Source organism: Poritiphilus flavus (assembly GCF_009901585.1).
Taxonomy (GTDB): Bacteria; Bacteroidota; Bacteroidia; order Flavobacteriales; family Flavobacteriaceae; genus Poritiphilus; species Poritiphilus flavus.
Genome location: NZ_WXYO01000005.1, coordinates 542,099 through 553,832, shown reverse-complemented (window position 1 = coordinate 553,832; position 11,734 = coordinate 542,099). Strand labels below are relative to the sequence as shown.

The 11,734-nt window shown below is 44.8% G+C and carries 11 protein-coding genes; 4 read left to right on the top strand and 7 right to left on the bottom strand.

What is annotated here, in order from left to right; all coding sequences use genetic code 11:
- Window positions 1–137: 137 nt before the first annotated feature.
- Window positions 138–941 carry an alpha/beta hydrolase gene (locus GTQ38_RS12710; protein ID WP_161435898.1) on the bottom strand — a complete coding sequence of 268 codons (804 nt, stop codon included), beginning with the start codon at window positions 939–941 and terminating at the stop codon, window positions 138–140.
- A 47-nt stretch (window positions 942–988) separates the two neighbouring features.
- A complete protein-coding gene (locus tag GTQ38_RS12705) occupies window positions 989–2,107 on the bottom strand; it encodes a Zn-dependent alcohol dehydrogenase (RefSeq protein WP_161435897.1) in 1,119 nt (372 codons plus the stop codon).
- 466 nt (window positions 2,108–2,573) lie between these two features.
- Between GTQ38_RS12705 and GTQ38_RS12700 the strand changes: the two genes are divergently transcribed.
- The 4 genes from GTQ38_RS12700 (at window position 2,574) to GTQ38_RS12685 (ending at window position 6,461) form a co-directional block, all read left to right on the top strand.
- Window positions 2,574–3,719: a hypothetical protein gene (locus tag GTQ38_RS12700; protein ID WP_161435896.1), complete on the top strand. Its 1,146-nt coding sequence runs from the start codon at window positions 2,574–2,576 to the stop codon at window positions 3,717–3,719.
- 170 nt (window positions 3,720–3,889) lie between these two features.
- Window positions 3,890–4,252, top strand: coding sequence for a hypothetical protein (locus tag GTQ38_RS12695; protein WP_161435895.1), 363 nt, complete (start codon window positions 3,890–3,892; stop codon window positions 4,250–4,252).
- Window positions 4,253–4,633: 381 nt separating this feature from the next.
- Entirely contained in the window at window positions 4,634–5,317 is a 684-nt protein-coding gene (locus GTQ38_RS12690; RefSeq protein ID WP_161435894.1) for an FMN-binding protein, read from the top strand.
- A 40-nt stretch (window positions 5,318–5,357) separates the two neighbouring features.
- Window positions 5,358–6,461 carry a bestrophin family protein gene (locus tag GTQ38_RS12685; protein ID WP_161435893.1) on the top strand — a complete coding sequence of 368 codons (1,104 nt, stop codon included), beginning with the start codon at window positions 5,358–5,360 and terminating at the stop codon, window positions 6,459–6,461.
- An 11-nt stretch (window positions 6,462–6,472) separates the two neighbouring features.
- On the opposite strand, the gene GTQ38_RS12680 is transcribed toward GTQ38_RS12685, so the two are convergent.
- From GTQ38_RS12680 to GTQ38_RS12660, 5 genes are all read right to left on the bottom strand, one after another.
- Window positions 6,473–7,819 (bottom strand): MFS transporter, encoded by a 1,347-nt coding sequence (locus GTQ38_RS12680; RefSeq protein WP_161435892.1) that lies wholly within the window; start codon window positions 7,817–7,819, stop codon window positions 6,473–6,475.
- An 87-nt stretch (window positions 7,820–7,906) separates the two neighbouring features.
- Window positions 7,907–8,830 carry an aldo/keto reductase gene (locus tag GTQ38_RS12675; RefSeq protein ID WP_161435891.1) on the bottom strand — a complete coding sequence of 308 codons (924 nt, stop codon included), beginning with the start codon at window positions 8,828–8,830 and terminating at the stop codon, window positions 7,907–7,909.
- Between the two features lies 1 nt (window position 8,831).
- Window positions 8,832–10,130 carry an NTP/NDP exchange transporter gene (locus tag GTQ38_RS12670; protein ID WP_161435890.1) on the bottom strand — a complete coding sequence of 433 codons (1,299 nt, stop codon included), beginning with the start codon at window positions 10,128–10,130 and terminating at the stop codon, window positions 8,832–8,834.
- A gap of 93 nt (window positions 10,131–10,223) precedes the next feature.
- Window positions 10,224–11,264, bottom strand: a complete 1,041-nt coding sequence (locus GTQ38_RS12665; protein ID WP_161435889.1) for a helix-turn-helix domain-containing protein — start codon at window positions 11,262–11,264, stop codon at window positions 10,224–10,226.
- Between the two features lie 136 nt (window positions 11,265–11,400).
- Window positions 11,401–11,583: a CPXCG motif-containing cysteine-rich protein gene (locus GTQ38_RS12660; protein ID WP_161435888.1), complete on the bottom strand. Its 183-nt coding sequence runs from the start codon at window positions 11,581–11,583 to the stop codon at window positions 11,401–11,403.
- Between the last annotated feature and the right edge of the window lie 151 nt (window positions 11,584–11,734).

Sequence of the window (11,734 nt, the reverse complement as noted above, 5' to 3'; positions counted from 1 at the left end):
ATTATTTTTGATGCGTACCTTGTCTTTATAATAAACTACACTCCAAGCGTAAGTCCTCCAGCCAGACAACTTAGCACAGGCTATCCCAAGATAGGAATTCCTGTTCGTTGAGGCAAAGTCTTATAGCCCGGGGGCAACTAAGAACTGCTGTGTTTATCAAAGTAGCGCAGACTGCTTTCCAGGTGTTTCTGCCAATAGGGCCATTCATGTGCTCCATCGAACTCCTCGTAAATATGATCTATTTCTAATTCCAAGAGTTGATTGTGAAGGGTTCTGTTAGCTTCAAGCAGATCATCTTCCAAACCACAGTCGAACCTGATTGGCGGGAGATGGTGCTGATTTTTCCGGATGGCATCAATGGCGTCAATCACTTCGTCTTGCAGGGCGTAGGCATCCAATGGTTCTTCTACAAAACTGCTCATCTCCTCAAAACGGGTTATGGCGCTATGGGCAGATATTGCCTTGAACTTATTTGAATACAGCGCACCCAGCCTCAGGGCGCCAAAGCCACCCATAGACAGTCCGCCAATACAAAGTGGGGAATCCGGGCCGGCATAAGGGCAGTTCTCCCTGATCGCCAGGGGAACTTCGGACACTATCCATTCACCGAAGTCCTTTTCCGAATGCCTGATATATCCTGATCCGTCTCCCCAAAGCCCGTCTGAGGGCATGGCAATTATAGCAGGGCATATTTGAGCTTCAGCAACTAGTTTTTTTGCCGTATGATGAGCACCTCCTTTTAGGGCCCAGGCCCAGGCACTGCCATATACTCCGTGAAGCAATATATAAATAGGCAAGTTCGTGACGGCCTCAGGGACATCGGGCACATAAAAACAAATATCACCCCTGCCTTTTAGTTTCTTAGATTTTACCGTTAGGAAGCGCAGGCCGTCATTTTCAAAAATTGGATCCGAAAGTTGTATGGTATGGAAGCTGCTCAATTTGACAGATTTTAGTATATAATTTTAACTCACCTTTGAAGTTTTATTTAATCAAAAACAATTACCCCTTTGGCATTTTTACCATTCAGCAGGTCGTCGAAGGCATTTGAAAGCTTATCCAGGGGATATTCACGGGTAATCATTTCGTCCAATAAGAGAGACCCTTTTTTGTAAAGCCTGATGAGCTTAGGAAAATCTGTTTGGGGACGACACTGCCCATACAAGGGGTTGATGTAGATCTTATCCCATTCAAACAATCGCATATCTACTATGATCTCCTCTTCTATGCCGCTTACCTGTACCGCTGTACCTGCATTCCGTATCATCGCCAGGGGTGCAGCTCCTAGTGCCGGGATGGCCGTACATTCAAAAGCGTAGTCCGCGCCTCTGCCATCGCATAAAGACTTCACTTTATTAGCCGCAACCTCTAGCTGTTTGTCTGCTTTATCGGCCAAAATAGTATGTGTGGCTCCAAATTGTTTCGCCATTTTGAGCTTTTCAGGATTGATGTCGACAGCTATGATCATTCCCGCTCCCGAAATCCTCGCGGCCTGTATGACATTCAACCCAACACCACCACATCCCAGGATTACGGCGGATGATCCTGATTCAAGCTTTGCCGCATGTACCACCGAACCATAACCCGTCATCACCCCACAACTGACAATACTCGCCGCGGAGAAATTCAGATCTGCTTCATCTACTTTAACCAAAGCGGAGCGCTTAACCAAGGTATATTCACTCAGCGTACCTATGTTAAATGATCTTTCAATGGGTTTTCCTTTCCAGACGGATCCATCCAGCCTGGCATGCCCCGGGGTGTAACCGTTAGCTCCGGCAACCACGGGGGAATTTTGTTCGCAAAGGTGCTGATTGCCCTCCTGGCACTGGAAACAATTCAGGCAGGGGGTTGCCCAGTTGAGGATCACCTGATCTCCTACGTCAAGTCCGCTGACATCAGGACCCAGTTTTTCTACAATCCCGGCACCCTCATGCCCCATGATGATGGGTTTTCCCCAGGACAAAGAATCGTAATCCGTATGACAAAGCCCGGCGGCTTTCATCCGAACAACAACCTCATCTCCTTCTGGATCCGCAACCCTTACGTCGTCTATAATAAAATCGCCGTCTCCCTTTGCAATGGCACTTTTGGAATGAATGGGCATCTGTTTTTTGATTAGGTTATTCAGCAAATAGACTTATAGGCTTCAATTCGGTAGCGGGTACTGTAAATTTAGTTTATTTATTATTCGGTTTTCCGACGGAGGCCAGGTTCCTGATATATAGGTCTTGGTTAGGATTTATTAGTACTGTTATATTGAGGTCAAACATCAATAAGAATATGACGGGCTGGTGTTAAAATGTGGATTTAGGTTCTACGATAAGAGAAATGAATTCGCTAAAAAGTTCTTGGATGCTTATCGATTATTTGAGGTCTTCACCGCAATAAAGAGGAATTTAATCTATCTAATATTAGTTTTTGGCAGGATACTATGCTCATATGAGGGCTTTGTCTAAATTTGCTGTTTTCATGAGTAGCTTTTGGAGCAGAAATTGGTCATAAGTGTCAAGATTACAGAATTGGAGTTAACCTTAATAGTTCGATAAATTTTGCGGCGAAAATTTTCAATAATGAGACTTAAGGAAGTTGTTTTTATTGTTTGTGTATGTCTCATCGCCGGATGCAGCAGCGGAGATAATAATTCTGAGGATCCAAATGAAAATGAGGGTGGCCAATTGCCTAAAGGGAGTTTTCCTTCAAATGTTACCATTATTGGGGAAAGAGATGACATAAAGTATCAGTTAGATATTAGCAGGGACGGAGTTATCTCTCCAGAAATCAATCTGCATGAACAGCTGGATCTAAATGAGGACACCTCGTTATTTTATGTAGTTAGGGGGGATATCCTCAGGTTCCATTACCACCTTGGCAGAACACACTATTCTCAAAAAAATCTTGCCACCGGTGAGATTATTGGCCGAGTAAATATTTGCCCGCCAGTTGAAGGTGAACAGCAGAGTGGTGCATCCATTCATTCCAACTCAAGAATGGCAATTCGTATTAATAGTTTTTCTACCAACGAGGATTTTGCTGTAATCCATGACATTGCCACTGGTTCATGCCAAAAAATACTACTACCGCCACACGTGAATCATGAATCCTCTATAATGAATGAATCCTACCTAGTACTATACCTTCAATCAGAGGAGTTAGGGGATTTTCTTGTAGTAATTGATCTGGAATCCGGCACTATAGTTAAGACTTTTAGTTATGGATTGGGGAACTTCATTAGTGGTACAATAAACGACAAGACTTTATGGGTTTTCTCGAGGGACTTTACTTATCAGGCATATGATCTGGAAACTTCTGAACTTGTCAGGCAAGGTGAAGCTTATGATAGCATAGTAGATATGGGACTTAGGTTGTTCCGCAGTAAAAACCTGGGATCTAAGATGCTCTTAACACTTTCCTACGTTCAGCCTAATCCGGTCGTTGAAGGCCCTTTAATCTATGACTATGATACAGGAGTGGCGTTAGGGGAGAACATGGTTCTTTTAGAGGCAAATGATTTTATGAACAATAACGGCTACGGATTTGTAGGGATTAACGATTTTGACGTAGATATGGAAAGCGAGACCATCTATGTATGCGGAAAGGGCGTTAGAGGTAGCGACGTGAGTAATGTCGGCATTTTTATGGTATTGGACTTTAGTGGTCGCATAATTCATTTTACAGAAATTGGAATAACACCAGAAGAAATTTTCGTACGAAACTAGCGGCCAGATAGTCCCGAATTATCCACATTAGGTACATCAAAATTTCCCGTTTACGCTTTAAATTACCGCATTTAGGAAAGTCTGATATTATATTCATTTTCGTTGCTATAAAATGCTTATTTCATTATTTTAGTGAATATATTCCTCAGTTTAAGGCATAAGTAAATCCATTGAAATTTCTAAGCACCATAATAATCTGCCTTTTGTGCTGCCTCAGTTTATCTGCTCAGCAAGACAACTCCTTATTTACTAAAGATTCATCCAAAAACGATCTCTTTAAAAAAGACTGGAGCAGTTTTGATCATTTACTCAGGGGAAGTCCTAATCTGCAGCAACAGCAATTGTCCGAATTAGACCTTCGATCCGATATTACCTTAAATGATCTCATCCTGGAAGATATGCAAGCCAATCCAAACCACAGCGGCAGGGTTGTTGACATGCCCATTCACAAACCTGATGGAACCCACGCCATGCCCATTTTCCAGGTTTATGATCCGAATCGGTTCTATTTAAGGATTTTGCCTTCGGAATAGGCAAATGTATTATTGTTAAGGTTCTTTAAGCTTTCGTCGGCCCTGCCACCAGTCCGATCATGCAACTATCCCTCCATCCACAAATCCAATAATCCAACAGTCCAACCATTCAACAATCCAACAGTCCAACCATTCAATAATCCAATAGTCCAGCAATCGAATCGTCCGTTTATCTAAAAATCCAACTATCCAACCATCCAACCCTCCCCATATGACATAAATCATTGTCGTTTTTAACTGTGCTTAATACTTTCGGATTTCTTAAAAAGGAGAAAAGAGAGAATAGACGATAGACGATAGAAATTAGACAGCAAGACTTGGACTTAAGCTTAAACTTAATCTTGGACTTGTGCTTAAACTTGGACTTAGACTTCAATCATCATGAACACTAATATAAAACTATGCTTATTTGGACTATTAACCGCTGCTTTAACACTATCCGCAGGATGCAAAGAGAAGAAAGTAGAAAAACCCGTATCGGAAACTGTGGAAGTCCCGGTAAAGGCCGTGCCAAAGACACTGAAGCAGGTAGGGGATTTTGCCAGTCTCTCCTTTGCTTCTATTGATGAGGCCTCTGACCAATTGAGCTTCTTATTGGTTGACAGCCAGGGGGTAGTTCAAAATTCAGATATGGATGCTGCTCTGCGTCAATACCGCAGCCTTACCTCCTCCAAAGTAGTGGATTCCTGGCCGGTTTTTGAACTAAAGAACTCTAACGAGGCCATAGTTACAGTACAGGGAGAGGGGTATATTGGCCGGATATGGGCCACCGTTCTGGTAGGCAAGGCGAGTGGAAAGATCAAGAAAATCGCACTTGGCCACCTTGCAGAATCTGAAACACATGGCGCTAAAATGACCCGCTCCTCCTTTCAGGATCAGTTTGTAGGCAAATTGGTCAACAACCAGGACCAGACTTTTGGGTTTAGGCAGGACGGTACGATCGTTGCGGACGGCCCACAAATGGTAGATGGTATTTCAGGGGCTACGGTTACCAGTCGTGCCGTAGTAAACATGCTAAATTCCGGCATAGAAAGGTACAGCGAATACCTGGCAAATGAGGAATAGATAGTTTTCGTATCTTTCCCCTACCAATCGCTTTAAACCTATGTACACCCGAAGAATATTTCCCGTGAGGGGGGTCATTCGCTGGACCCGCCGTCATATTTTCCTCTTTCTTCTCCTGGCTGCAATCCCTGTAATTCTCTTTGAAGTACTGCGCTGGAAATGGCTACATGTGCCGTGGCTTCCATTGGCCGTACTGGGTACCGCTGTAGCTTTCATCGTAAGTTTTAAAAACAACGCCTCTTATGACAGGCTCTGGGAAGCCCGGAAGATCTGGGGAGGTATCGTAAACTCCTCCCGTTCCTGGACTATTATGGTAAAGGATTTCATCACGGACCGGCACGCCAAATCGCCCAAAGGAAAGGAAGGCCTGCACACCATTCACAGGGAACTGGTGCACCGGCATGTTGCCTGGTTAACCGCCTTGAGATATCAGCTGAGAAAAGATAAACCCTGGGAAACCCATTTGAAAACAGGAAAGTCTAACAAGGAATTCCGTGAAACCCAGTATACGGTTCACGAAGACACCTATCCGATCAAGGATATGATCACTCCCTATATCTCCAGGGAAGAATACGATGAGATCTTTGCCAAGGGAAATCAGGCGTCACAATTACTGGGGATACAATCCAGAAGGTTGCGGGAATTGCTTGATGAAGGTCATATCGAGGATTTCCGGCATATGGAAATGGAAAATATGCTGGTGGAGTTTTATACGCTACAGGGGAAATGCGAGCGGATCAAGAACTTCCCTTACCCCCGGCAGTTCGCCACGCTGAACTATATCTTTGTCTGGATATTTATTCTTTTACTTCCTTTTGGGGTGATGGAAAGTTTTGAGGCCATTGGAGGCCAGATCATCGAAGATCTCAAAGCCAATCCCGCATATTTTGACTTCACTCAAAAGCTGCAGATCTTTATCGGCAACCACTTCGTTTGGTTCTCCATCCCTTTTAGCGCGCTGATCGCCTGGGTATTCCACACCATGGAAGCTATTGGGGAAAATACCGAGAACCCCTTTGAAGGTGGGCCAAACGATGTTCCCATTACGGATATGAGCCGGGGCATTGAAATCGACATCCGCCAGCTTATAGACGACACGGATATCCCAGCACCTTATACCTGGAAGAACGATATTGTGATGTAGTAACCCCCTGGTTAATTTGTAAGAATTCCTTCGGGACCTGGCTTTGCTCTGCGACCTCTCAGCGAATTTATGCCCATAAGCAGGGTGATCAGCAGGAAGATCGCCGCCCCGATCGCAAATACGGTCACCGCGATACTCTCAAACAACATTCCCCCAATAATAAGGCCCAACATACTCGCAAAACTACCCATACTATTACCATAGCCCTGTATTGCTCCCTGCATATGCTTCTCACCGCTTGCTGAAAGCAGGGCCAGGAAACTGGGCCACATCAAACCATTACCTACCGAAAACAAGGTGTTGGCCAGATATAGTAAAAGCGTATTATCCAAACCTAACAGAAAGAAGCCCAGGGCTAAGAAAAGCGAGCCCATTATAATCAGTGTCCGATTGGAAAGTTTCCTGGAAAGTCTGGTAAGCAGAGGCCCCTGCACCAGGATCATGATAAAACTGGAGTAAGCCAGAAAGATTCCCAGATCCGTGGCTGTCCAATCTAAAAGCGTATTCGCATATATCGGCAATCCGGCATAAAAAAGGCTGAAGGCGAGAAAAGTCAGGAAGTAAACGGCATACAACAAGGGGATACCTGGTTGCTGCAAGACGGCTTTCCACCCTCTTTTGGGCGGATTCGCCTGTAATTCGCCTTCTTCAAAACAATTCTTATGCTCTACCTGGAAGAACCTGCGGAACGCGCCCAACTTTACCTTACCAGTATTGACCACGCAGGGAACGGTCTCTTCCAGCCTGGTATTGATCACAAAGATGGCGATAAGAGAAATTACAGCAGCCAGTAAAAGAGGGAGCGCCTCCCCCATAAAAGTAGAAGCAAGTATGCCAGCCACTGCCGGCCCCAGTACAAATCCCAGGCTTGTTGAAGCCCCCATCTTCCCAAAATTTGCATTCCGGTCCTCGTCCGTGGAAATATCGGAAAGGTAGGCATTAGCCACAGAGACATTCCCGCCTGTGAAACCGTCAAATATTCTGGCTAAAAAAATAATCAGCAAGGGCAGGGTCATAGTGTAGTTGCCGGTAAGTTCCGTATCCTGGCCCCATAATGTAGTTTTTGGCAGCAGAAAGGCCAATAGAAAGAGTACCCAGGCAACAAAAGTGCCCAATTGGCTGATCACCAGCACCTTCTTGCGGCCAATCCGGTCTGAAAGACTTCCAAGAATGGGAGCCCCGATGAACTGGAAGAAAGGATACATAGCTCCAAGAATGCCATAAATAAAGCCATTTCCCCCCAGATCCACCACTATAAATATCAGTATCGGAATGACAATACTATAACCTAAGATCCCGATGAAATTCACCAGAAGTATCGGAAAGATCCGGGCCGGAATGAGTTTGGAAATGCGCAAGGGAAGTGGTCTTTAGTTTCCTATAAAAATAGCAAATCCAGAGACGCGCAGGTGGACTCTTAAAAATTAATTCCAATGTTTTTTAAGCTAGATAGAATTTAAGTGCTGAACCATTCTTTTTCTAAATGTCGCATCCGGAAGGCGCCCAAATCCGGCACCCATATTATCCAGAAGATGATGTGGCTTGGAAGTTCCGGGAATTGCGCAGTTTACCGCCTCATGTGCTAATATATATTTTAAGAAGAACTGCCCCCAGGAATGGATATCAGCCTCTTTACACCAGGCAGGCAATTCCTTCCCTTTGATAGCTCGGAACAGGCTGCCCCCGTCGTAAGGCCTGTTGATCAGAACCGCAGTCCCCTGGTCCCTGGCAACTCCAAGCAGCCTGTTCTCCGCATTTCTTTGATTGATGGAATAATTGAACTGTACAAAATCCGGCTTTTCGGCTTGTATAATTCGGGCCAGTTTCTCATGTGAGGAATTGGTATAATGCGTAATACCCCAATACCTGATCTTGGCCTTTTCCTTCCACTCTCTTAATGTTTTTATGTGCGTCTGCAAGTCTACCAGGTTATGGATCTGCATCAGGTCCATTTGTGGCCTGCGCATTCGCCTCTTTGAGGTCTCCATCTGCCGGATACCGGATTGCTTCCCTGAAGTCCAGACCTTAGTAGCGTAGAAAAAACTGCTTTGTATGCCCATTTTGGCGGTCAGGTCTCCGACAACCTGCTCAGAGCTCCCGTACATGGGAGAACTGTCAATGACCTTGCCTCCTTTTTGTTTCATGGCAGAAAGAACCTTTTCCAACTGCTCACGGAGCGTGGAAGAGGTCCCTACATCGAAAGACTGCCAGGTTCCCAGGCCAACAATAGGGAGTTGTTCCCCGGAGGAGGGTATCTTTCTGGTTCTGATGCTCTCTGCCTTTGCTGACCAGTGAGATGGCCATACCAAAGTACCGGCAGACATACAGGCAAGCTGTTTTGCCATTTCTCTTCTGGAGTACTTTCTCATATCAGTTCGTTTTTTGATGTATATAATTTTTAGAGCTCTCCTCCGCTTTCCTGCCCAATCGGAATCCGGTGTAAGACCATAGCATTACTAAAGGTACGGCAATAAGTGCTATCCAGGACAGCCCGAACCCGAGAGATACCAGTCCGGCAAAGGCCCAGCCGGAAAGGGCGTCCCCTCCCCTGTAGATTGCAGTGTCGAGAAAATTCTTCGCCAGGTACTTTTCACCGCGGTTACATACGGTATACAACATTTCCCTTCCCGGCCGGAGCAGGATAAAATTACCCGTACGGTGTAATACCATTAAAGCGCCTATCACAAGGAGTATCGGGGTCTTACTCAATAGCAGAAAACCCAGCCCAATCAAAACAGGTACAGCACATAGCGTAATGGCCAGTCCGAATTTGCGGATCATACGATTGGTTAGCAGTAATTGTCCGCTTATCGCAAGTGTATTGGTAATCAGGTCTACCCTGGAAAAGTAGGTCACACGGGCCGTACTATCAGCTAAGGTGGCCTCAACAATGTGCGCCTGTTCAAAATACAGGAAAGTAGAGACTGAGGTATACAACAGCATGAACAAGACCAGTTTTTGCAGGTAGGCAGAATCCCATACCATTTTTATACCGGAAAGAATGGATCCAGATCCAAGCAAGGGTAATGAAGTTTTTGCATCTTCCGAAAGTGCTTCGACTCTGGACAGCCTGTGCATACGCTGCAAGCGAACCAAAGACCAGAGTACCAGGAACAAAAGAAGCAGTGCCAGGAGAAAAAGGTTCTCAATACCAATTATACCGATCAGAGACTGGGTAAGCAGCGGCCCCAAAATGGCTCCCAGGCTTCCTCCCACGGCTATGATACCGAAAAGCCGCTTGGATTGCTCAGTAGTGAAAAGGTCTACCATAAAACTCCAGAATAAGGAAACAGCGAACAGGTTAAAGACACTTAACCAGATAAAAAAAACAATCGGCAAGATATCCGGATACAGTTTGAAACTAAAGAGAATGTAGAATGCGATGATATTGAGGATAAAAAAGACATATGAAAACCTAAGCACCCTGGCAATCGCATATTTCCGGCATAACATGCCAAAAACAGGAACTATGGCCAGCATGCTCAGGAAGGTACCTGTAAACAGCCATTGCATATTTGAAGCTCCGTTCAGTATCCCCATTTCATCTCGTATGGGCCTAAGCACAAAATATGCAGCGAGCAAGACAAAAAAGTAAAAGCAGGCCCAGAATACCTTAGACCGCTCCATGGGTTCAATTAGCAGATAAGTGGAAAGTCGCTCCCGAGACACAGAATTATGCTTAGTAGTCTCAAGGTGAACAAACGACCTTGGAAATCCTGAGCAATTTTTAAATGCGACTTACGGATTTATAAATCCCTCAAATCAACTTTGGTGATCGCGGAAGTAGGAAGGTGTGGTTCCTGTGTGTTTTTTAAAGGAAGCATTAAAGGAAGAAAGGGAATTAAAGCCACATTCATAAGCAATCTGGGCAATTTTAATATTGCGGAAGGCATCGGAACTTAGTTTGCTTTTGGCCTCTTCCACCCTATAGGAATTGATCAAATCCGAAAAATTTGTCTTAAACCCTTTGTTGATGACATGTGAAACGATATACCGTGCCGTTCCTACAAGTTCCGATAAGCTTTCAAGGGAAAAGTCCGCTTCCAGATAAGGTTTTTCCGCTACCATCAGGGTTTCGATCCGATTCCGGATCCTGTCAAATTCCTTAGCCTCCAGGTGAATATTACCATACTTTACAAGCTGGCCTTCGGAACTTCCCGTTTGCCTTTCCGTAACTGCAAAAAAGGCGATCGCGAAGACAAATACACCATAGACCACGGGGCCGGCCAAATAGGGTGTTAACCCCAGCAGATAGTTGGAAAAATAGGCCAGTTGAATGCTGAAAACCCCCAGTACCAGGACACTCAGCCATAGCCAATCCCTGTTGGCCAGTTTGGCAAGGCTTTCTTCCCGCCTTCTTCGGCCAAAAGAAAACACCAGCAAGCCAAGAGTGAGCAAGGCGTACGTCAATTGCTGGTATAAAAGGGCGGAATAGCCTCCTTTATACCAAAAATTGGCCTCATTAAGATAAAACAGCAGAAGCAGCAATACGGCGGATGGAAGAAAGTGCAGTAAGTGTATCCCCTTCCAGGACTTATCCCGCATGAAATAGATCAGGTATAAAAACAACAGGGGACCGCTTGCACTATGGGCAACGAAACCCAGATTCAGGAACCACTGGGGAACCTGGTCCAGATATACCCACAGCAGGGATTTTACGATCCGCAGTGTAATAAACAGAAAAAAAAGCGTCAGTAGAAGGTTTTTGGTGTTCCTGCGTTTGCTCAGGAATAGATATACAGAGAGGAAGGCGCTTTGCATCGCCCCGAAACTCCCTAATACGAGCTCGGCAGTCTCTGACAACTGTAATATTCCCTTTTTCGCTGATCCTGAACCGACCACCCTGGATAATTGTTTGATTTATACCAGTAAAATACCACTTTTTGCGGCAGCATTGACCGCATTGCTCAGAATTTATTGACTTATTAAAAGAAAAAGATTATTGTTCAATACCAGAGACCTCGAGCCCTGAAAGTTCTCCGTTGTTGAATTCCGGGCTAACCTCAATGGGGTTGCAACAGATCTCACAGTCTTCGATATAAGTTTGCCTGCTAATTGAAGGATCAAAGAGCATTGAGATGTTTTCCCAACAATAAGGACATTGAAAAAAGTGCTCGTACATCTTATCAGAAAGCGATCAAAGTGTTAGAAAATAGAATCATTCCACAGTCATTTAACGGCCAACGACGACTTACAAATTTACCCAATTCACGGTTTTTTCAGCACTGCTTTATCAGCTGAAAAGTCACAGTTCCCTGAAAACAGTTGTTTTG

Bases quoted from the DNA above. Each gene is read 5' to 3' on its own strand.
- GTQ38_RS12705 (WP_161435897.1), bottom strand. From the start codon at position 2,107: ATGCCCATTCATTCCAAAAGTGCCATTGCAAAGGGAGACGGCGATTTT.
- GTQ38_RS12700 (WP_161435896.1), top strand. From the start codon at position 2,574: ATGAGACTTAAGGAAGTTGTTTTTATTGTTTGTGTATGTCTCATCGCC.
- GTQ38_RS12690 (WP_161435894.1), top strand. From the start codon at position 4,634: ATGAACACTAATATAAAACTATGCTTATTTGGACTATTAACCGCTGCT.
- GTQ38_RS12685 (WP_161435893.1), top strand. From the start codon at position 5,358: ATGTACACCCGAAGAATATTTCCCGTGAGGGGGGTCATTCGCTGGACC.
- GTQ38_RS12675 (WP_161435891.1), bottom strand. From the start codon at position 8,830: ATGAGAAAGTACTCCAGAAGAGAAATGGCAAAACAGCTTGCCTGTATG.
- GTQ38_RS12660 (WP_161435888.1), bottom strand. From the start codon at position 11,583: ATGTACGAGCACTTTTTTCAATGTCCTTATTGTTGGGAAAACATCTCA.